Raw genomic sequence first — 20,990 nt, 5'->3', positions numbered from 1 at the left:
CCTAGGGTCGGTCACACGCAAGGGGAATGGCATGGACATGATGGATGCCCTGATTGCCGGCGGCTGGTTGATGTTGCCGCTGCTGGGCTGCTCGCTGGCGGCCACGGTGATCATCATCGAGCGCCTGTGGACCTTGCGCGTACGTCGCATCGCGCCCCGCGGGCTGGGGCTGGAGGTCTGTCGGCTGGTGGCGCATGGGCAGGTCAACCTCTACTGGCTTGAAGCACATTCCCCGCTGGGAGGCGTGCTCGCGGCGGGGCTACGCAATGCCCGGCTCGGCCACGAGCAGGTGCGAGCCCGGCTGCAAGAGGCGGCGACCGCGGTCATTCACGACCTGGAGCGTTTCCTGAGCCCGCTGGGTACCATCGCCGCCATCGCGCCGTTACTCGGCCTGCTGGGCACCGTGGTGGGCATGATCGAGGTGTTCGCGGTGATCGTCAGCGGAGACGGGGCCAGTCGCACCGCGGATCTGGCCGGCGGCATCTCCAGGGCCCTGGTGACCACCGCGGCGGGCCTCACGGTAGCGATCCCCTCGCTGATGTTCCATCGCTACTTCCAGCGTCGTGTCGAGGACATCACGGTGCGCATGGAGGAGCAGGCCGGCCAGGTGGTCGAGTACCTCGCCCATTATCCTGGCGAACTGGTGCTGGCCGAACGGCATGGTGACGAGTCGCATTCGCCGGCGCGGGGCGGCGAGCAGCAGGAGGCGGATGGACGCATTGCCCCGAGGGTGAAGCAGTCGTGAGGTTTCCCCGGCGGCGACGCGACCCGGTGGAGGTCAATCTCACTCCACTGATCGACGTGGTCTTCCTGCTGCTGATCTTCTTCATGGTCTCGACCACTTTCGAGACTCGACAGGCGCTTGAGCTCGAGCTGCCCGAGAGTCAAAGTGGTCAGGAAATGGAAGCCATGCCGGTGACCCTGGTGGTCACCGCGGCGGGCGAATACCGTCTGGATGGCCGGATCTATTCGGCCGACACGCTGGGAGATGCCCTGGCAGCAAGGGCCGAGGAGGCCCGTGAAAACGGCCTCGTGCTGGAGGCCGATGGCCGAGCCGCCCACGCCGATGTGGTACGGGTGCTTGACCGGGCCGCCGGCCTTCGGATCCTGCAAGTGCGCATCGCCACGGATTCCGTCTCAACCCCTCAAGCGGAGACACCGTGATCGAACACTCCGGTTGGACCCTCTACAAGCGCCTGCTGAGCTATGTGAAGCCCCACTGGCGCGCCTTCGCCTTGGCGATCCTTGGTTATGTCATCTACGCCGCCTCGAGCACCGCGCTTGCCGAGATGATGAAGCGGTTGATCGATGGCATTCAGGACCCGGACGCCGCCTTCCGGCTATTCCTTCCGTTGTTCGTGGTGGGCATGTTCGTGGCCCGCGGTATCGGCACGTTTCTGGGCACCTACTTCATGAGCAGCGTGGCCCGTAACCTGGTCCATGTGCTGCGCTGCGACGTCTTCAACCACATGCTGCACCTGCCGGGCCGCTTCTTCGATTCCCACTCCACGGGTCACCTGATCTCCCGGGTGACCTTTCACGTCGAGCAGGTCACCGGTGCCGCCACCAAGGCCATCACCATCCTGCTGCGCGAGGGCTTCTTCGTGATCGGCCTGGTGGCCTACCTGCTGTGGACCAACTGGATGCTGACCCTGCTGTTTCTCGCCGTGACGCCGCTGATCGGCGGCGTGGTCAGCTATGCCAGCAAGCGCTTCCGGCGGATCTCGCAGCGCATCCAGCGCTCCATGGGTGACGTCACCCATGTCGCCTCGGAGGCGCTGTCCGGCTACCGAGTGGTGCGCACCCACGGCGCCGAGGCCTTCGAGAAGGCGCGCTTCGCCCAGGCCAGCGAGGTCAACCGCCAACAGAGCATGAAGGAGGCGCTGACCAAGGCCACCAGTACGCCGGTGATCCAGTTGCTGGTAGCGCTGTCGCTGGCGGTGCTGGTGTGGCTTGCCATGTCACCGACCCTGCTGGATGCGATGACGCCGGGGGAGTTCGTGGCCTTCATCACCGCCGCCGCGTTGATGGCCAAGCCGGTGCGCCAGCTCACCGAGATCAACAGCGAGATCCAGAAGGGCATCGCCGCCGCCGGCGAGCTGTTCGGTTTGCTGGAAGAGCCTCTTGAGAGCGACACCGGGACCCATGAGTCCGACCGTCTCGAGGGTTGTGTTCGTTTCGAGGGGGTGCGCTTCGCCTACGGTGACGACCAGCCCGAGGTGCTCAAGGGAATCGACCTCGAGGTGGCGCCCGGTCAGATGATCGCCATCGTCGGTCGCTCCGGTAGCGGAAAATCGACCCTCGTCGGCCTGCTGCCGCGCTTCTATCGGCCCACCGCGGGACGCCTGCTGATCGATCAGGTGCCGCTGGACGATTACCGCCTGCTACCGCTGCGCCGCCAGATCGCCCTGGTCTCCCAGCAGGTCACCCTGTTCAATGCCAGTATCGCCGACAACATCGCCTACGGTGTGCCACAGGCGGACCCGTCGGCCATCGAGGCCGCCGCCAGAGCCGCCCATGCTCACGAGTTCATCGAGCGCATGCCGGGAGGCTACGACACCCTGGTGGGCGAGAACGGCGTGATGCTCTCCGGTGGCCAGCGCCAGCGATTGGCCATCGCCCGGGCGATCTTCAAGGACGCACCACTGCTGGTCCTCGACGAGGCTACCTCGGCCCTGGACACCGAATCCGAGCGTCATATTCAGGCGGCCCTGGAGGAGGTATGTCGGGGCAGGACCACCTTCGTCATTGCCCACCGCCTCTCGACCATCGAGCGGGCCGACCGCATCCTGGTCATGGAGCAGGGCGAGATCATCGAGCAGGGCTCCCACGCAGAGCTGCTGGCTCGCGACGGCGCCTATGCGGCCTTGCACCGGCTGCAGTTCCAGGAGCCCGGGCCAGCATGAGCGGCCCCGGCGAGTGTTGGCTGACCGCGGCCTACCGCGGCGACGCCTGGCTGGTCGCCCTGCGGCCGCTGGAAGCCCTCTATCGCCTGGTCATGCGCCGTCGCGCCGCGGCCTATGCATCAGGCCGCAAGCCCGTTTGGCAGGCCCCTGTTCCGGTGATCGTGGTAGGCAATATCACCCTGGGCGGTACAGGCAAGTCGCCGCTGGTTGCCTGGCTGGCTCGTCACCTGGCAGAGAGAGGGTGGTCGCCGGGCATCCTGTCGCGAGGCTATGGTGGCAGCAGCGAACACTATCCGCTGCTGCTGGACGCAGCTACCCCGGTTGAGGCCTGCGGCGATGAGCCCCGCATGCTGTCTGACCAGACCGGCATGCCGGTAGTGGTGGACCCGGACCGGCCTCGCGGGGCCAGGCGATTGCTCGAGGCGGGGTGCGATATCCTGATCGGTGACGATGGCCTGCAGCACCTGGCGCTGGGCCGTGACCTGGAACTGGTGGTGGTGGATGGGCGGCGCGGTTTCGGCAATGGCCGCTGCCTGCCGGCGGGCCCGCTCCGCGAGCCCCTCTCGCGGCTCGACCGTGTGGATGCGGTGCTGGTGAACGGGCCCCCTGCCTTCACGCCACCGTCCGGTGCTCACGGCATGGTCCTGGCCCCTTCCGCCTGGCGTCGACTGGACGACGGCCAGCGCCTTCCGCTGACCCCCTTGCCCTTCGAGGGCCCAGTGAATGCCCTGGCAGGAATCGGCAACCCGCGGCGCTTCTTCGAGACGCTGGCGGACCTGGCCGTGAAGGCACTCCCGCACGTCTTCGATGACCATCACCGCTATACGGCCGACGACCTGACCTTCCACGATGGCCGGGCGCTGGTGATGACCGCCAAGGATGCCGTGAAGTGCCGGGGCCTGGCCCCCGACGGGACCTGGGTCCTGGAAGTAGAGGCGCGCCCCGATGCCGCCTTCATCGCCTGGCTGGCGAGGTGGCTCGACAGCCTGTCATCATCAAATCCGGCGCCGGGCGAGGCCCGTGCGGCCAATTGAACCACACCACGAGGGGACGTCATGGACAAGCAACTGCTGGCGATGCTGGTCTGCCCGCTGTGCAAGGGCAAGCTGAAGTACAACCGCGAGGCTCTTGAGCTCGAGTGTCGCTTCGATGGCCTCGCCTATCCGATCCGAGATGGCATCCCGGTCATGTTGCCCGAGGAAGCACGGGCGATGGATGTCGACGAGAAGTTGCACGAGTCCCCGGGACGCATGGGGAAGTCGTGATGGCAGGCGCCGAGTCCTTCATCGCGGTGATTCCCGCGCGCCACGCCTCCTCGCGCCTGCCCGGCAAGCCGCTGGCCGAGATTGCCGGCGAGCCCATGGTGGCGCATGTCTGGCGGCGCGCCGGCGAGAGCGGGGCCTCGCGGGTGGTGGTAGCCACCGACGATGAACGGATCCGTGACGCCCTCGTGCCCATCGGGGCCGAGGTGGTGATGACGCGGGCCGATCATCCCTCCGGCACCGATCGCCTGGCCGAAGTGGCCGAACGCCTCGGGCTTTCCGACGACGCTGTGCTGGTCAATGTGCAGGGTGACGAGCCGCTGATACCGCCCGTGCTGATCGATCAGGTGGCCGCCCGGCTGTTCGATGATCCCGAGGCGTCCATCGCCACCCTGGCCGAGCCGATCAGCGACGTCGAGACGCTCTTCAATCCCAATGCGGTCAAGGTGGTGCGGGCCCTCTCCGGGCGCGCCCTCTATTTCTCGAGGGCTCCCATCCCCTGGGACCGAGACGCCTTTGCCAGTCGTCCCGAGATGCTCGAGACCGATGCCTGGCTGCGGCATATCGGTCTGTATGCCTATCGGGTGGGTTTCCTGGCCGATTATCGCGACTGGCCGCCCTCGCCGCTGGAACGCCTGGAACAGCTCGAACAGCTGCGGGCCCTGCACCATGGCCATGCCATCCAGGTCGCCCTGGCCCGGGTGCCGCATCCGGCAGGAGTGGATACCGAGGAGGACCTGGTGCGGGTTCGCGAGCTGCTCGATGACCGAGGCCACCGAGGAGGTTCCTGATGCGCGTGCTTTTCGTCTGCCTGGGCAACATCTGCCGTTCGCCCACCGCGGAAGGGGTCTTCCGCTACTACCTCGAGCAGGCTGGCCTTGCCTCGCGGGTCGAGGTCGACTCCTGCGGCATCGGGTCCTGGCACGTGGGCAAGGCGCCGGATCCTCGTGCACGGGAGGCCGCGGCCCGGCGTGGCTTCGACCTCTCCAGCCTGCGGGCCCGGCAGCTTGCCGGGGAAGATTTCGAGCGCTTCGACTACGTGCTCGCCATGGACCACGACAACCTCACTGCCATCGAGGCGCAACGCCCCGAGGATAGCGATGTGGTCACGGGGCTCTTCCTCGCCTTCGCCGGTCTGCCCGATCGTGCCGTGCCCGATCCCTACTACGGTGACGATGGCGGTTTCGAGGCAGTGCTCGACCTTATCGAGTCGGCCTCCCAGGGCCTGCTTGCCGAGATCGAATCGCGCCTGGAGACCGGGCCTTGAGCCTGGTGCTCCAGTCAGACCACGACCTTTCCCGGGCCAATACCTTGGGGCTGCCCTGCCTGGCCGAGTGCTATGCGGCGCCGACGAGCCTTCTCGAGCTGCATGAGGCGCTGGACCTCGCGCAGCGGCAGGACTGGCCACTGACGGTGCTGGGCGGCGGCAGCAACCTGATCCTGCCCGAGCGGCTGGGAGGGTTGGTGGTCCAGCCGGCCATGCGCCATTGGTGGCTGGAAGAGCAGGGCGAATCCGTGCTGGTGCATGCCGAGGCGGCGATGGGGTGGCACGAGCTGGTGATGGCCCTGGCACACCTGGGCCTGTGGGGCACCGAGAACCTCGCGCTGATCCCCGGCCACTGCGGGGCTGCGCCGATCCAGAACATCGGCGCCTACGGGGTCGAACTCGGTGACGTTCTCGAGGCGGTGCACCTGATCCATCTCGACGACGGCCGCGAGGCGGTGCTTTCGTCCGCCGATTGCGCCTTCGGCTACCGGGACAGCGTCTTCAAGGGCGCACTGGACGGCCGAGTGGTGATCACCCGACTGGTGCTGCGCCTCTCGCGCACGCCTCACCCCCGGCTTGGCTATGGCGACCTGGCCTGCCGGCTCGAGGCCGAACCGTCGGCGCTGGCGGTGGCTCAGGCAATCTGTGCGATCCGTCACGAGAAACTTCCCGACCCGGCGCTCCTGGGCAATGCCGGCAGCTTCTTCAAGAACCCGCTGGTCAGCGGGGAGCTTGCCCGGCGACTGATGGCCGAGCATTCCGCGATGCCGCACTTTCCCCAGCCCGATGGTCGGGTCAAGCTGCCGGCCGGCTGGTTGATCGATCGCTGTGGCCTGAAAGGATGGCGGAAGGGTCACTTCGGTATGCATGATCGCCAGGCCCTCGTGCTGGTGCATTTCGGGGGCGGCAGTGCGGATGAATTGCTGGCCTTCGCCGGAGAGGTGGCCGCACGGGTACGCGAGCGCTTCGGCGTCATCCTGGAGCGTGAACCACGGATGGCCGACGACTAGGGCAGGCCGGTTCAAGCCCCCGCCGATCGAACGCTGGTTCCCAGACGACGACGCCCGCAGCCATGGCTGCGGGCGTCGTCGTTGAGGTGGGCAGGGCCCTTGTTTATCCCTGCGTGCCCTCCTGGGCCTTGGCCTCCTGCTCGCGCCGGCGGATCTCGCGCGGATCGTTATGCGCGCGACGACCTCGGCGGCGTGACGCCTTGGCGGCCGATTTCTGCTCGGGCTTGGCCGGTTTCTCTGCCTTGGCTTTCTCGTCGGCCTTGGGCTTGTCTTCGGCCTTGGCGGACTGAGGCTCGGACTTGGCCGGTTCCTCGACCTCGGCCATCACATCAGCCTTGGTCTTCTCTTCGACCTTGGCAGGCTGCGGCTCGGACTTGGGCTGTTCCTCGACCTCGGCCTTCGCATCGGCCTTGGGCTTGTCTTCGGCATTGACCGGCTGCGGCTCGGACTTGGGCTGTTCCTCGACCTCGGCCTCCACATCGGCCTTGGTCTTCTCTTCGACCTTGGCGGGCTGCGGCTCGGACTTGGCCGGTTTCTCGACCTCGGCCTTCGCAGCGGCCTTGGTCTTCTCTTCGACCTTGTCAGGCTGCGGCTCGGACTTGGCCGGTTCCTCGACCTCGGCCTTCGCAGCGGCCTTGGTCTTCTCTTCGACCTTGGCAGGCTGCGGCTCGGACTTGGCCGGTTCATCGACCTCGGCCTTCACATCGGCCTTGGTCTTCTCTTCGACCTTGTCAGGCTGCGGCTCGGACTTGGCCGGTTCCTCGACCTCGACCTCGGCCTCCACATCGGCCTTGGGCTTGTCTTCGACCTTGGCAGGCTGCGGCTCGGACTTGGCCGGTTCCTCTACCTTGGCCTCGGCGGGTGCCTGCTCGGCCTGGGGGGCTTCGGAGGCTTCTGCCTGAAGACGCTGCTGCTCGGCCTCGGCCTCGGGGTTGATGGCATGCTTGCGCGTGCGGTTGCGAGGATTGTTGCGGGTCCGCTTCGGCTTGCCATCGTCGACGGGCTCTGTGGTCGTGGGCTTTTCAGCACGTTTCTCGTTCTGCTTGTCGGCCACCTTCTCGGCAGGCTTTTCGCTTGCCTTCTGGCGTCGTGCATCCTCGCGCGGCTTCTCGTCACGGGGCTTTTCGTCACGCGGCTTCTCGTCACGGGCCTTGGACGCCTCCTGTTGGCGCGGTGCCTGGCGGTTGTCATCCTGGCGCCCACGTCCGCGACCGCCACGATTGCCGCGATTGTCACGGTTCTCGGTGCCGGTGGACTTGCTATCACCACGCCCGCCGTCCTGGCGTTGAGAACCGCGACGCTCGTCGCTGCGCTGTCGACGCTGACGGCCGCCTCGCTCATCATCGCGCGAGGCGGGCTTGCGCGATTCCTGGTTGCCACGTGACTCTTCGCTGCGGGCAGCCGGTTTTTTCTGCTGGCCGGCCGGGGCCTCGTCGCCGCCCAGAAGTTTGGTCAAGCCCTTGACCAGGCGTCCTAGGACACCGGCCTCGGGCTCGATGGCCGGCGCCTTGGTGGCTGGCGTCTTGGCAGCCGCCGCGGGCGGTGGTATCGGGGCCTCTTCTTCCTTCTGCAAGGAAGCGGGCGCCGGCTCGTGGTGGATCACCGTCTTGACGGCGGCCTCGGCGCGCTGGACCGGCTTGCCGAAGGCGGCATCCGGCTCCTTGCCCACATCGGTATCGCTGGGCAGCTCGAAGCTGGAGAGGTTGGAGGTGCCTTCCTCGTCCATGTGGTCGTCGCGCAGGCGCTGCACGTCGTAGTGGGGCGTATCCATCTCGGGGTTGGGCAGCATCACCACTCGCACACCCTGGCGACGCTCGATCTCGGCCAGGACGCTGCGTTTCTCGTTGAGCAGGTAGGTGGCCACCGGCACCGGCAGGATCGCGCGGATCTGGGCGCTGCGCTCCTTCATGGCCTCTTCCTCGATCAGGCGCATGATGGACAGTGAGATGGAGCGCACGTCGCGGATGGTGCCCTGGCCGTCACAGCGCGGGCAGACCACGCCGCTGGTCTCGCCGAGCGAGGGGCGCAGGCGCTGGCGTGACATTTCCATCAGGCCGAAGCGCGAGATACGACCGATCTGCACCCGGGCGCGGTCGAGTTTCAGCGCGTCGCGCATGCGGTTCTCGACCTCGCGCTGGTTGCGCGCCGGGCTCATGTCGATGAAGTCGATCACCACCAGGCCGCCGATGTCACGCAGGCGCAGTTGACGGGCGATCTCGTCGGCCGCCTCCAGGTTGGTCTGCAGGGCGGTCTCCTCGATGTCGCTGCCACGGGTGGCCCGCGCCGAGTTGATGTCGATGGAGACCAGCGCTTCGGTATGGTCGATGACGGTGGAACCGCCCGAGGGCAGCTTGACCTCACGCTCGTAGGCGGTCTCGATCTGCGATTCGATCTGGAAGCGCGAGAAGAGCGGCACCTCATCGACGTAGAGCTTGATCTTCTGTTGGTAGGAGGGCATCACCTGGCGGATGAAGGTCAGTGCCTCCTGATGGACCTCTTCGCTGTCGATCAGCACCTCGCCGATGTCCTGGCGCAGATAGTCGCGCATGGCGCGGATGATGACGTTGGATTCCCGGTAGATCAGGAAGGGCGCAGGGCGCTGGCCGGCCTCTTCGGTGATCGATTCCCACACCTGGACCAGATAGTCGAGGTCCCACTGCAGTTCCTCGGGAGAGCGACCGATGCCTGCGGTGCGCACGATCAGACCCATCTTGTCGGGAACCGTCAGGTGGCTCATGGCCTCCTTGAGCTCGCTGCGCTCCTCGCCCTCGATGCGTCGAGATATGCCGCCGGCACGCGGGTTGTTGGGCATGAGTACCAGGAAGCGGCCGGCCAGGCTGATGAAGGTGGTAAGCGCCGCCCCCTTGTTGCCGCGCTCTTCCTTGTCGACCTGAACGATGACTTCCTGGCCTTCCTTGAGCACTTCCTTGATGCTGGGGCGCCCGGAGGGTTCTTTCAGGAAGTAGTCGCGGGAGACCTCCTTGAGGGGCAGGAAGCCGTGGCGTTCGGCACCGAAGTCGACGAAGGCGGCTTCGAGGGAGGGTTCGACCCGGGTGATCTTGCCGCGGTAGATGTTGGCTTTCTTCTGTTCCCGGGCACCGGACTCGATGTCCAGGTCGTAGAGGCGCTGTCCATCGACCAGCGCGACGCGCAGCTCTTCCGGCTGGGTCGCATTGATGAGCATCCGTTTCATGTCGTCTCGCAAATATGGACGCGCCGGATGGCGGTCAACGACGGAGGCGAACCGCTGGCTGCAGCGTGCCTGTGCTCAGCGCATGTCGCGGATGCGGTATAGCGCCCGGCCGTACCGGAGCATCCTTGCACGATGGATCCGGTGCGGCATGATCATGTTGAGTACGGGGCGGTGGCAGGACATGTCTCGGCGGGGCATCGCCCATCCGGTCCTGCGGCCACCGCCAACACCTGGCATTCATCGATTCGCCTACGCCGGCCTCCGGCACGTTGTTGTACGTATCCCTTTCTCTCCTGTTGCGCTGTCATTGGCGCAACAGGAGCCGGGCGTGGCGTGTTATCGCGTGCTTGTCGGCGGCGGGACCCCCCGGATTGGCGAGGGATCGTCGCGGCCTTATCTTTTCGCTTCGGCCTGCGTGTCTGTCGTGCAGGCGCCTTGGGGGTCTTCACTACCCTTTGAAGCGAGTTGTCAATATACCAGCAAAGGGGGTGACCAGCAATTGGCGCAGGATGGTGCCCAGTGCGGTAGAATGCGCCTTTCGAGCGGGTATCCAGTGGAGTGGCGGCATGGCCGAAGGGCGCGAGGTGCAGTGGGTGGAAGTGACCGAGGGCCAGGTCGGACAGCGGGTCGACAATTTCCTGTTGACGCGCATCAAGGGGGCGCCGCGGGCCCTCATCTACCGCATCGTGCGCAAGGGCGAGGTGCGGGTGAACAAGAAGCGGGTCAAGGCCGATACCCGTCTGGCGCTGGGGGATCTGGTGCGCATCCCGCCGCTTCGCCTCAGCCCCCGTGAGGCGGTACGCGAGGTCAGTGACAACCTGCGCAACCTGCTGGCCGGCAGCGTGCTGGTGGAAGGGCGTGACTGGCTGGTGATCAACAAGCCCTCGGGGCTGGCCGTGCATGGGGGCAGCGGGGTCAAGATTGGCCTGATCGAGGCGTTGCGTCAGGTGCGCGAGGACCTCGACTTCCTGGAACTGGTGCACCGCCTGGACCGTGACACCTCCGGCTGCCTGCTGCTGGCCAAGTCTCGCCCGGCGCTGCTGGCGCTCAACGATTCGCTCAAGCAGCACCGCATGGACAAGCAGTACCTGGCGCTGGTAGCCGGCCGCTGGCCGGCACGCAGGGACTTCGTAAGCGCTCGGCTGGATCGCTTCGAGCTGGGCAACGGCGAGCGAAGGGTTCGGGTCGATGCGGCCGGCAAGGTGGCCCGCACCCGTTTCGCGGTGCGCGAGGCCTTCGACAGGGTCACCCTGGTCGAGGCAGAGCCCGTCACCGGGCGGACCCACCAGATCCGTGTGCATGCGGCCCATGCCGGCCACCCGCTGCTGGGCGACGACAAGTACGGCAGCCGAGAGAGCCAGCGCCTGGCGGCAGGGCTCGGCCTCTCGCGCCTTTTTCTGCATGCCGCATCGCTCAGCTTTCCCGAGCCTACCAGTGGCCGCCCCGTGCAGATCAGGGCCCCCCTGCCCGACGATCTCGAGGCGGCGCTCACTCGCGCCCGCCAGTCCCGCTGACAGGAGGCTTCATGCGCTACCGACTGGCCATCTTCGACTGGGATGGCACCCTGATGGACTCCATTGCTCGTATCGTCTCCTGCATGCAGGCAGCCTCTCGTGATGCCGGCTGGGGCGAGGTCGAGGCGGAGGCGGTACGCAACATCATCGGCCTCGGCCTGCCCGAGGCCATTGCCACCTTATTCCCTGGTATCGACGCCGAGCGTGCCGAACGGCTCAAGGCTCGCTACGCCTATTATTTTGTCGAAGGGGACACGACTCCCATGGTCTTCTATCCGGGGGTCGAGAGCGGCCTCGAACGGCTGCGACGCCGCGAGGGCCAGCGGCTGGCGGTGGCCACTGGCAAGAGTCGCCGTGGCCTGGATCGCATCTTCCGCGAGAGCGGAAGCGGTGACTGGTTCCATGCCAGCCGCACCGCCGACGAGACTCTCTCCAAGCCCCATCCCCTCATGCTCGAGGAGCTTCTCGCCGAGCTCGACGTCGAGGTCGGCGAGGCGGTGATGGTCGGCGATACGGAATATGATCTTGAGATGGCCAGGGCGCTGAACATGGACCGGGTCGCGGTGACCTGGGGGGTGCATGCCCCGGCCCGGCTGTCCGCCAGCCGTCCGGTGTTCACCGCCTCGGCGGTGCCCGAGCTCTTCGACTGGCTGCACGGCTAGCACACCAAGGGACAGCAATGCCATGAGTGATGACGACAAGCGAGACGACCGCTGGACGACAGGTCCGGAGCTGACCCGGGAGCAGGCGCGCCTGGCGCGCCAGTCAACGAGGGCCGATGCCTCCATGCCACGTGACGAGGACCCCGAGACGCTGCGCGAGCGCCAGCGCCTCGTCCAACTGGAGATGATGGACCGCTGGATCGGCGGTGTGCTGGCCGAGCAGCGTCGCTCGCGCCGGTGGAAGCTGTTCTTTCGTTTCTTCTTCATCCTGCTGATCCTGGCCTCGCTTTCCACTACCTTCTACGGGCTCTTCATCGCCCCAGGGGCCGGCGCGCCCGCCGAGCCGCACCTCGGGATCGTCGAGGTGAAGGGCGTGATCGACAGCGAGTCGCCGGCCAGCGCCGAGCGCATCATCGAGGGTCTCGAGCGGGCCTGGAAGGCCGAGAAGGCCCAGGCGGTTGTGCTGCACATCAACAGTCCCGGCGGCAGCCCGGTGCAGTCCCAGCGCATCTTCGATGCGGTGATGCGGCTGCGCGACGCCGGTGACAAGCCCATTATCGCGATGATCGAGGATATCGGGGCCAGTGGCGCCTACTACGTGGCAGCCGCGGCCGACGAGATCGTCGCCGCCCCGGCGAGCCTGGTGGGCTCGATCGGGGTGATCCATGCGGGTTTCGGCTTCGAGGAGGCCATCGGTCGCCTCGGAGTGGAGCGGCGAGTCTTCATAGCCGGAGAGAACAAGGCTTTCCTCGACCCTTTCTCCGATATCGCCCAGGTCCAGCGCGAGTTCTGGCAGGAGGTGCTGGCCACCACCCACCGGCAGTTCATCGGCGATGTCCGCAAAGGGCGGGGTGATCGTCTGGCCGATGACGAGCGGCTGTTCAGCGGGCTGATCTGGAGTGGCGAGCAGGCCCTGGAACTCGGCCTCGTGGATGGGCTCGGCAGCCTGGATACCCTGGCGCGCCGCTTCGAGGGGGCAAAGTTTCAAGACTACACGCCGCGCCTGGCCCCCCTGGAGCGGATCTCCCGTCAGTTCGGCCGGGTCGCCGCCGAGTGGCTGGGCGCATCGTCGGCCACCTCGCCGGTACGCTACCAGCTCAACTGATGGTGACACGCCATAAAGGAGCAAGCGATCAGGAGGCTCCTTGCTGCCGGGGTGAAACCCGGTCGCGGGGAGGATCCAGCCCTGCCTCCCGCAGCATCTCGCAGAGGCGGATCAATGGCAGTCCGACGAGGGTGTTGGGGTCGTTACCCTCGAGTCGCTCGAACAGCGCGATGCCCAGGCCCTCCATGCGAAAGCTGCCTGCACAGTCCAGTGGCTTTTCTCGCGCCACGTAGGCCGCGATCTCCGTCTCGTCGAGGCGGCGGAACACCACATCGTAGCTCTCGTGGCAGACGCGGTGTCGGCAGCGCCCCGTATCGATCAGCGCCAGGCCGGTGAGAAAGCGCACCCGTTGGCCGGAGAAGCGGGCCAACTGGGCACGGGCACTGGCCTCGTCGCCGGGCTTGCCGAGGATCTCGCCCTCGAAGAGCGCCACCTGATCGGAGCCGACGATCAGGTGGTCGGGCCAGGCCTCTGCCAGCCGCTCGGCCTTGGCCAGCGCCAGGCGATGCACCAGGGTCTCCGGCGCCTCTCCAGGGCGAGGCGTCTCGTCGATATCGGGACTCTCCCAGGCATAGGGGAGATCGAGGCGGTCGAGCAGTTGGCGCCGCCAGCGAGAGCCTGAGGCGAGGATCAGACGGGGCATGGGGCCTCCTTCGCAACACGTCGTGTGGGGCGGGTGGGCGAGGGCGTCGCCTGGCCATTGTAACCCGGGGCGATGGCGGCTTTGACAGGGGAAGGGGGACTGCCTATCATTGCGCGCCTATGTTGACCTCAAGACTCCCCGGCAGGGTCGAGCCCTACAAGCTCGCGGCCCGCGCCGAACACCTGGAAGGCCTGGTGGCGCTCGCCGAGCTGGCACGACTCGAAGAGGAAGTCGGCGCCCAGACCGGCGATGGTCAGGTGTGGCTGGATTTCGCCATCGATCCCCAGGGACGCCGGGAGATACGCGGTCACCTGGAGGCGGAGCTGCAGTTGCCGTGCCGGCGCTGTCTCCGACCCATGGCGCAGCATGTCGAGAGCGATTTCCGGCTGGGAATGGTGACCAGTGACGACCTGGCCGCCGAGCTGCCGAGCACTCATGAACCGGTGCTGGTGGAGAACGAACAGCTGAACCTGCTGGTGGTGGTCGAGGATGAGCTCATCCTCAGCCTGCCCCAGGTGGTTTACCACGACGAGGCCGAGTGTCCGGTCTCGCGCGACCAGCTGAACAGCGGGGAGTCGACCGATGAGTCGGTCGACTCCCCGGCGAGCCCCTTCGATGTGCTGCGGCAGATCAAGGGAAAACTCTGATACATCCTCGTTTCACTCTGGAGTGAGAACCCATGGCAGTTCAAAAGAACCGCAAGACCCGTTCCAAGCGCGGAATGCGTCGCAGCCACGACGCCCTGAGCGCTGCAGCCCTGTCCCAGGACAAGGAGACCGGTACCACTCACCTGCGTCACCACGTGGCGCCGGACGGTTTCTATCGTGGCCGCAAGGTCGTCGACGCCTGAATCGATAGCGCCTCGGGTGGTAATGGCTGGCCGTTGACATGCTGATCGCCATCGATGCGATGGGCGGTGATCTGGGCCCCCGGCCGGCCATCATCGGCTCTGCCGAAGCGGCCAGTGACGACCCCGATCTCGTCCTTCGGTTGTTCGGCCCCGCCGAGCTGCTGGAGGATGAGATATCGCGCCTGCCGCGGCAGCTTGCCGCGGTGGCATCGCGTCTGCAGGTCAGTGACGCCCCCGGGATGGTCTGGCAGTCTCAGCGACCCAGTGAGGCGCTGCGCCACGGGGCCGATACCAGCATGGCCAGGATGTTGGGCTGCATCGCCGATGGCGACGCCGAGGCCGGGGTCAGCGCCGGTAACACCGGCGCCTTGATGGCCCTGGCCCGGCGGGCGCTGGGGACGGTGGCGGGCATCCCGCGACCGGCCATCAGTACCGCCATTCCCACTCGTGACGGGGGGCGCTGCTATCTGCTCGACCTCGGCGCCAACGTGGAAGTCAGTGCAGCGCGACTCATCGACTTCGCCCTGATGGGTGAGGTCATGTCTCGCCATGTGGACGGCCTGGAGGCGCCGCGAGTGGCGCTTCTCAACGTCGGCGTCGAGGGCACCAAGGGCACTGGCAGCGTGCGGGAAGCCGATGCCTGGCTGCGTCAGCATCCTGGCATTGCCTACCTCGGATACGTGGAAGGCGACGGGATCTTCAGCGGCGCCGCCGATGTGGTGGTCTGCGACGGCTTCGTCGGCAACGCGGTGCTCAAGGCCAGCGAGGGCCTGGCGCGGCTGCTGGTGGGGCGGGTGCAGGCGACCTTCGAGGCCCACTGGGGCAGCCGCCTGGTAGGACTGCTTGCCCGTCCTGCACTGCGTCGCCTCAAGGGTGAACTCGATCCCGTCCGCTACAATGGTGCCAGCATGCTGGGCCTGGCAGGTATCGTGATCAAGAGTCACGGTAGCGCCGACGCCATGGGGTTCCGCTTCGCTGTGCAGCGGGCGGTGAATGAAGTGAGTCGCGACCTGCCCAGCCGGCTGGCCGCTGAGCTGGACCATCGTCGGTCCTCTGTCGATTCGGCCGCCGTCGGTCGAGTCGAGAGCGGATCCAGGCCCGAGGGGCCGATCCTGCCGGGTGCGACCGGCATCGACGACAGTCAACAAGCGCAAAGGTGATCGACATGACACAATCCCTTGCCCTCATCTTTCCCGGGCAGGGCTCGCAGCAGATCGGCATGCTGCGCGAGCTGGCAGAGCGCTACAGCGTAGTGCGCACCACCTTCGAGGAAGCCTCCGACGCCCTGGGCTACGACCTCTGGCAGGTGGTGCAGGAGGGGCCTGCCGAGTCGTTGAATGCCACGGCCTGCACCCAGCCGGCGCTGCTCACCGCCAGTGTCGCCATCTGGCGCGTCTGGCAGGAGCTTGAGGGCCCAAGGCCCGGTGCCATGGCCGGCCACAGCCTGGGCGAGTACAGTGCCCTGGTCTGTGCTGGCGCCTTGACCTTCGCAGAGGGCGTGCGGCTGGTGAAGCTGCGTGGCGAGGCGATGCAGGCGGCGGTTCCCGTGGGCGAGGGCGCCATGGCGGCGATTCTCGGCCTGGACGACGAGGCCGTCGAGCAGGCCTGTGCCAGTGCAGCTGACGGCGACGTGGTCGCCGCGGTCAACTACAATGCCCCGGGGCAGGTGGTGATCGCCGGGAGCAAGGCGGCGGTCGATCGTGCCATCGTGGCGTGCCAGGAAGCCGGGGCGAAGCGTGCCATGCCGCTGCCGGTCTCGGTGCCGTCTCACTGTGACCTGATGCGTCCGGCTGCAGAGCGTCTGGATGCGGCCATGGATGAAGTCGAGTTGCGCTCGCCGCGCTACACGGTCTACCAGAACGTCGATGCCCAGGCCCATGCCGACGTGTCGACCCTGCGCACCCGTCTGGTCGAGCAGCTTTATCAGCCGGTACGCTGGACCTCCTGCATCGAGGCGATGACCGGCAAGGGTGCCGAAGTGTTCATCGAGTGCGGGCCGGGCAAGGTGCTCACCGGGCTCAACAAGCGAATTGCACGGGGCAGCAGGGGGCTGGCGGTCAACGACCCGGACAGCCTCTCCGCGGCCCTCGAACTGGCCAGGGAAGCCGTCGACCAGTCACCGTCGGCCAATGGCTGATCCATCTCTCGGACCTAGACGGAAGAGACCATGACAACCGAGCGTAGAGTCGCCCTGATCACCGGGGCCAGTCGCGGCATCGGCCGCGCCATCGCCCATGAGCTGGGCCGTCAGGATCGCATCGTGATCGGCACCGCGACGAGCGATGCTGGAGCCGAGCGGATCGGTGCCGACCTCGCCGCGGCGGGCATCCAGGGGGCTGGCCGCAAGCTGAACGTCACCGACCAGGCCAGCGTCGATGCGCTGGTCAAGGCGGTGACCGAGGAGTTCGGCGCCCCCACCATCCTGGTCAACAATGCCGGCATCACGCGCGATAACCTGCTGATGCGCATGAAGGAGGACGAGTGGGACTCGGTGATCGACACCAACCTCAAGTCCGTCTATCGCGTCAGCAAGGCCTGCCTGCGTGGCATGACGCGGGCTCGCTTCGGGCGTATCGTATCCATCAGTTCGGTGGTGGCCACCATGGGCAATCTTGGGCAGACCAACTATGCTGCCGCCAAGGCGGGCATGGAAGGTTTCACCCGGGCGCTGGCCCGCGAAGTCGCCTCGCGTGCCATTACCGTCAATGCGGTGGCCCCCGGCTTCATCGCCACCGACATGACCGAGTCACTTCCGGAAGAGCAGCACAAGATGTTGCTCGGCCAGATTCCCCTTTCACGGCTCGGTGAGCCCGAAGAGATCGCAGCGGCGGTGGGCTTCCTGACCGGCGAGACGTCGGGCTATATCACCGGCGAGACCCTGCATGTCAACGGTGGCATGAACATGCGTTGAGGCCCTCGGGGGAAGGCGGTTGCGCCGACCTCGGGGCGTCTATAAACTACTCCGCAGCTTCCGGCTAGCGGATCTGGAACCTTAACGGCTGGTTTTCTTAACGGCCAATGTGAACGACTGGAGTACGTCATAATGAGCACCATCGAAGAGCGCGTGAAGAAGGTTGTTGCCGAGCGTCTGAACGTCAAGGAAGAAGACATCCAGAACTCCTCTTCCTTCACCGAGGACCTCGGCGCCGATTCCCTGGATACCGTCGAGCTGGTGATGGCGCTCGAAGAGGAGTTCGATACCGAGATTCCCGACGAGGAAGCCGAGAAGATCACCACCGTTCAGGAAGCCATCGACTACGTTAACGCCCACCAGTAAGGTGGCGGTCGATACCGCTTGCTGAGGCGTCCGGGGCCAAGGCCCCGTGGAGAGCCGTCCTGCTGTGGCAGGACGGCTCTCGTGCTATGTGCGACGGGATCTTGCCGAGCCCTCACAGGTCGGGGAGACTCGGGTATAATGCGCGCAATGACGACCCCGGAGTGGGGTCGTGTCACCAAGGTTGTCTGGAGGAAAGCTGATGGCTCGTAGAAGGGTTGTGGTGACCGGACTGGGTCTGGTCACGCCGGTGGGGAATACCGTGAAGGAGAGCTGGTCCAGCATTCTGGCTGGCAAGAGCGGTGTGTCTCCCATCGAACACTTCGATGTCAGCGCCTTCAACACGCGCTTCGGCGGGTCGGTGAAGGACTTCGACATCAGTCCGTATCTCAATCCCAAGGAAGCCCGCAAGATGGACCTGTTCATCCAGTATGGGATGGCGGCGGGCGGACAGGCGATTGCCGATGCCGGGATCGAGTGCACCGAAGAGAATGCCGATCGCATCGGCGTGGCCATCGGTTCTGGGATCGGTGGCTTGCCGATGATCGAGCACAACCACAATGCCCTGCTGAATGGCGGGGCGAGAAAGATCTCGCCGTTCTTCGTGCCGGGTTCGATCATCAACATGATCTCCGGCAACCTGGCGATTCAGCATGGCTTTCGCGGGCCCAATATCGCGATCACCACTGCCTGTACCACCGGGACCCATAACATCGGCTACAGTGCCCGCACCATTGCCTATGGCGATGCCGACGTGATGGTCTGCGGTGGCGCCGAGATGGCGACCACGCCCCTGGGCCTCGGCGGTTTCTCGGCGGCCCGGGCGCTGTCCACCCGCAACGACGACCCGGCCTCGGCGAGTCGCCCCTGGGATCGTGACCGTGATGGTTTCGTGCTCTCCGACGGTGCCGGTGTGGTCGTGCTCGAGGAGTACGAGCAGGCGAAGGCCCGTGGGGCGACCATCTATGCCGAGCTCACCGGCTTCGGCATGAGCGACGATGCCTACCACATGACGGCGCCGCCGGAAGACGGCCGCGGGGCCGCCAGGTCCATGCGCAATGCCATTCGTGATGCCGGTATCGATCCCTCGGCCGTCGACTACATCAATGCCCACGGCACTTCGACCGCCGCCGGCGACTTGGCTGAGAGCCGTGCCGTCGAGCAGGTAATGGGTGAGGCCGCCAAGTCGGTGGCGGTCAGCTCCACCAAGTCGATGATCGGCCACCTGCTGGGGGCCGCCGGTGCCGTGGAGGCGGTGTTCTGCGTACTGGCGATCCGCGATCAGGTGGCCCCGCCGACGATCAACCTGGACACCCCCCAGGAAGGCTGCAATCTCGACTATGTGCCGCATACCGCTCGCGAGATGAAGATCGACGTCAGCCTGTCGAATTCCTTCGGCTTCGGCGGCACCAACGGCACGCTGGTCTTCACCAGGGTGTGACTCCGCGGAGGGGGCAAGACGTGACAGCTGAGGCGGCGGAGAACGGCTGGCCGTTGGAGGACCGTGGTGCCGCTTTCGGTGATGGCCTCTTCGAGACCGTGCTGGTGCGCGACGGCGCTCCCCTGTTATGGGAACAGCATCTGGCGCGCCTGGCCCGAGGCTGCCGGATGCTGGGGATTTCCCTGCCCGCTCGGGAGCATCTGGAGCGGCCGCTGGTTGATGCCGGCGAGGGGCTCTCGGTCCTCAAGCTGATCCTGACCCGCGGTAGCGGCGGTCGTGGCTATGCGCTCCCTGACACCTCCGAGCCCCGTCTGCGTTGGCGACTGGCGCCCTTCATGCCCAGTCCAGAGCGCTGGCGCCGGGGGGTACGGGTGCGCCACTGCCGCTTGCGGCTGGGCATCCAGCCGGCGCTTGCAGGGCTGAAGCACCTCAATCGACTCGAGAATGTCCTGGCCCGGGCCGAGTGGTCCGATGACGACACGGCAGAGGGTCTGCTCAGCGACAGCGAGGGTCGTCTGGTGGAGGCAACCTGCATGAATCTCTTCTGGCAGCGTGACGGCATTCTGGAGACACCCAGGCTCGATCGCTGCGGCGTGGCCGGCACCCTGCGGACGGTCCTGCTTGATCGCCTGCCAATCCGCGAGGTCGATGCCTTCCCCCAGTTGCTGGAGCAGGTCGAGGCACTTTGGCTCGGCAATTCGCTGCAGGGAGTCTGGCCGGTAGCCTGGCTCGATGATGCGCAGGGCCGGGCAGTTCAGCGCTGGTCCATCGGGCCGCAGCATCGTCGCCTGCAGGCCGTCGCCCATGATGCGCTGGGCTTCCCATCCCGGCTTGATGACTGAACGAGGAAACGCATGCTGCGTCTGGTGAAAATCCTGCTGGTCCTGTCCGTGCTTGCGGCCGTGGCGCTGTTTGCTGGCCACCGTTACTGGCAGTCGCGACTCGCGGCCCCCATCGCGATAGACGAACCGACTCTCTACGAGGTGCCGGTCGGTGCCGGCTTCCATCGCGTGGTCGGTGAACTGGCCGAGCAAGGCATTCTCGTCGAAGACTGGGCTTTCCGCCTGCTGGTCCGCCTGGAGCCCGAGAGCCTGCCTGCCCTGCGTCCCGGGGAGTACCGGCTGATGCCCGGGATGAGTGGTCGAGAACTGTTGGCTCTGCTGGGCAGCCATGAGGTCGTCACCTATCCGTTGACCATCCCTGAAGGTTGGACCTTCAGTCAGATGCGCGAGGCGCTCGATGGTGCCCCCAAGCTTGCGCACCGCACCACCGGACTCAGTGACGCCGAGGTGATGGCGCTGCTCGACCGCGAGCAGCGCCATCCCGAGGGCTGGTTCTTCCCCGATACCTATCGCTATCACAAGGGGTTGAGTGACCTCGTGATCCTGCGTCAGGCCCTCGAGCGCATGGAGACTACCCTCGAGACCATCTGGGAGACCCGCGACGAGGACCTGCCGCTGGAGAGTGCCTACGAAGCGCTTATCATGGCCTCGCTGATCGAGCGCGAGACCGGCGCGCCCGAAGAGCGGCCCCAGATCGCTGGCGTCTTCAAGCGTCGTCTGGAGCGGGGCATGCGCCTGCAGACCGATCCCACCGTGATCTATGGCATGGGTGAGCGGTATGAGGGCAATATCACTCGGTCTGACCTGCGCGAGGCGACACCCTATAACACCTACGTTATCGATGGCCTTCCCCCGACGCCGATTGCCTTGCCGGGACAGGCTGCACTGGAAGCCGCCGTGCAGCCGGCCGAGGGCGAGACGTTCTATTTTGTCGCGCGGGGCGACGGCACTCATCACTTCTCGCGTACCCTGCGCGAACACAACAACGCGGTGAACCGGTATATCCGCAATCGCTGACCAC

Annotated in this window: 22 protein-coding genes; 20 read left to right on the top strand and 2 right to left on the bottom strand. The window is 66.3% G+C overall.

From position 1 onward, the window contains the following. The first annotated feature begins 31 nt into the window (after positions 1–31). The 8 genes from ABE960_RS12300 to murB are packed head-to-tail and all read left to right on the top strand — an operon-like array spanning position 32 to position 6,445. Positions 32–745 carry a MotA/TolQ/ExbB proton channel family protein gene (locus tag ABE960_RS12300; protein ID WP_349762572.1) on the top strand — a complete coding sequence of 238 codons (714 nt, stop codon included), beginning with the start codon at positions 32–34 and terminating at the stop codon, positions 743–745. Beyond that, on the top strand, positions 742–1,164 hold the full coding sequence (locus ABE960_RS12295) for an ExbD/TolR family protein (RefSeq protein WP_349762571.1): 423 nt from the start codon (positions 742–744) through the stop codon (positions 1,162–1,164). Before ABE960_RS12300 ends, ABE960_RS12295 begins: the two co-directional genes overlap by 4 nt. Beyond that, entirely contained in the window at positions 1,161–2,906 is a 1,746-nt protein-coding gene (msbA, locus tag ABE960_RS12290; RefSeq protein ID WP_432765369.1) for a lipid A export permease/ATP-binding protein MsbA, read from the top strand. The genes ABE960_RS12295 and msbA overlap by 4 nt, the downstream gene beginning before the upstream one ends. Beyond that, positions 2,903–3,940 (top strand): tetraacyldisaccharide 4'-kinase, encoded by a 1,038-nt coding sequence (gene lpxK, locus ABE960_RS12285; RefSeq protein WP_349762570.1) that lies wholly within the window; start codon positions 2,903–2,905, stop codon positions 3,938–3,940. Before msbA ends, lpxK begins: the two co-directional genes overlap by 4 nt. 21 nt (positions 3,941–3,961) lie before the next feature. Continuing rightward, positions 3,962–4,171 (top strand): Trm112 family protein, encoded by a 210-nt coding sequence (locus ABE960_RS12280; RefSeq protein ID WP_349762569.1) that lies wholly within the window; start codon positions 3,962–3,964, stop codon positions 4,169–4,171. After that, positions 4,171–4,959 (top strand): 3-deoxy-manno-octulosonate cytidylyltransferase, encoded by a 789-nt coding sequence (kdsB, locus tag ABE960_RS12275; RefSeq protein WP_349762568.1) that lies wholly within the window; start codon positions 4,171–4,173, stop codon positions 4,957–4,959. The genes ABE960_RS12280 and kdsB overlap by 1 nt, the downstream gene beginning before the upstream one ends. Continuing rightward, positions 4,959–5,435, top strand: coding sequence for a low molecular weight protein-tyrosine-phosphatase (locus ABE960_RS12270; protein ID WP_349762567.1), 477 nt, complete (start codon positions 4,959–4,961; stop codon positions 5,433–5,435). The genes kdsB and ABE960_RS12270 overlap by 1 nt, the downstream gene beginning before the upstream one ends. Beyond that, complete coding sequence (gene murB, locus ABE960_RS12265) at positions 5,432–6,445, top strand: UDP-N-acetylmuramate dehydrogenase (RefSeq protein WP_349762566.1); 1,014 nt, start codon at positions 5,432–5,434, stop codon at positions 6,443–6,445. The genes ABE960_RS12270 and murB overlap by 4 nt, the downstream gene beginning before the upstream one ends. Before the next feature lie 103 nt (positions 6,446–6,548). On the opposite strand, the gene rne is transcribed toward murB, so the two are convergent. Continuing rightward, positions 6,549–9,638 carry a ribonuclease E gene (rne, locus tag ABE960_RS12260; RefSeq protein ID WP_349762565.1) on the bottom strand — a complete coding sequence of 1,030 codons (3,090 nt, stop codon included), beginning with the start codon at positions 9,636–9,638 and terminating at the stop codon, positions 6,549–6,551. Between the two features lie 566 nt (positions 9,639–10,204). On the opposite strand from rne, the gene ABE960_RS12255 reads away from it, so the two are divergent. From ABE960_RS12255 to sppA, 3 genes are read left to right on the top strand one after another with little or no spacing between them, the layout of a single operon-like run. Further along, on the top strand, positions 10,205–11,152 hold the full coding sequence (locus ABE960_RS12255; protein WP_349762564.1) for an RluA family pseudouridine synthase: 948 nt from the start codon (positions 10,205–10,207) through the stop codon (positions 11,150–11,152). An 11-nt stretch (positions 11,153–11,163) separates the two neighbouring features. Beyond that, positions 11,164–11,814: an HAD-IA family hydrolase gene (locus tag ABE960_RS12250; protein WP_349762563.1), complete on the top strand. Its 651-nt coding sequence runs from the start codon at positions 11,164–11,166 to the stop codon at positions 11,812–11,814. 22 nt (positions 11,815–11,836) lie between these two features. Beyond that, complete coding sequence (gene sppA, locus ABE960_RS12245) at positions 11,837–12,919, top strand: signal peptide peptidase SppA (protein WP_349762562.1); 1,083 nt, start codon at positions 11,837–11,839, stop codon at positions 12,917–12,919. Between the two features lie 28 nt (positions 12,920–12,947). Here sppA and ABE960_RS12240 read toward each other — a convergent pair whose 3' ends face one another. Further along, the gene (locus ABE960_RS12240) at positions 12,948–13,562 is read right to left on the bottom strand and encodes a Maf family protein (protein ID WP_349762561.1); all 615 of its coding nucleotides are present in this window, start codon (positions 13,560–13,562) and stop codon (positions 12,948–12,950) included. Positions 13,563–13,681: 119 nt separating this feature from the next. Between ABE960_RS12240 and ABE960_RS12235 the strand changes: the two genes are divergently transcribed. The 9 genes from ABE960_RS12235 (at position 13,682) to mltG (ending at position 20,986) form a co-directional block, all read left to right on the top strand. Then, entirely contained in the window at positions 13,682–14,209 is a 528-nt protein-coding gene (locus ABE960_RS12235) for a YceD family protein (RefSeq protein WP_349762560.1), read from the top strand. Positions 14,210–14,241: 32 nt separating this feature from the next. After that, positions 14,242–14,412, top strand: a complete 171-nt coding sequence (gene rpmF, locus ABE960_RS12230; RefSeq protein ID WP_349762559.1) for a 50S ribosomal protein L32 — start codon at positions 14,242–14,244, stop codon at positions 14,410–14,412. A 38-nt stretch (positions 14,413–14,450) separates the two neighbouring features. Next, the gene (gene plsX / locus ABE960_RS12225; protein WP_349762558.1) at positions 14,451–15,572 is read left to right on the top strand and encodes a phosphate acyltransferase PlsX; all 1,122 of its coding nucleotides are present in this window, start codon (positions 14,451–14,453) and stop codon (positions 15,570–15,572) included. Positions 15,573–15,577: 5 nt separating this feature from the next. Continuing rightward, entirely contained in the window at positions 15,578–16,549 is a 972-nt protein-coding gene (gene fabD, locus ABE960_RS12220; protein ID WP_349762557.1) for an ACP S-malonyltransferase, read from the top strand. 30 nt (positions 16,550–16,579) lie between these two features. Further along, positions 16,580–17,323, top strand: coding sequence for a 3-oxoacyl-ACP reductase FabG (fabG, locus tag ABE960_RS12215; protein WP_349762556.1), 744 nt, complete (start codon positions 16,580–16,582; stop codon positions 17,321–17,323). A 132-nt stretch (positions 17,324–17,455) separates the two neighbouring features. Continuing rightward, positions 17,456–17,689 (top strand): acyl carrier protein, encoded by a 234-nt coding sequence (gene acpP / locus ABE960_RS12210; RefSeq protein WP_008956801.1) that lies wholly within the window; start codon positions 17,456–17,458, stop codon positions 17,687–17,689. Positions 17,690–17,888: 199 nt separating this feature from the next. Beyond that, complete coding sequence (fabF, locus tag ABE960_RS12205) at positions 17,889–19,127, top strand: beta-ketoacyl-ACP synthase II (protein WP_349762555.1); 1,239 nt, start codon at positions 17,889–17,891, stop codon at positions 19,125–19,127. Between the two features lie 20 nt (positions 19,128–19,147). Then, on the top strand, positions 19,148–19,969 hold the full coding sequence (gene pabC / locus ABE960_RS12200) for an aminodeoxychorismate lyase (RefSeq protein WP_349762554.1): 822 nt from the start codon (positions 19,148–19,150) through the stop codon (positions 19,967–19,969). 12 nt (positions 19,970–19,981) lie between these two features. After that, complete coding sequence (mltG, locus tag ABE960_RS12195) at positions 19,982–20,986, top strand: endolytic transglycosylase MltG (protein WP_349762553.1); 1,005 nt, start codon at positions 19,982–19,984, stop codon at positions 20,984–20,986. Positions 20,987–20,990 lie beyond the last annotated feature (4 nt).

Source organism: Halomonas aquatica (assembly GCF_040196335.1).
Lineage (GTDB): Bacteria > Pseudomonadota > Gammaproteobacteria > Pseudomonadales > Halomonadaceae > Halomonas > Halomonas aquatica.
Note: the sequence above shows the minus strand (reverse complement) of the source record. Positions and strands in the feature narration are given on the sequence as shown.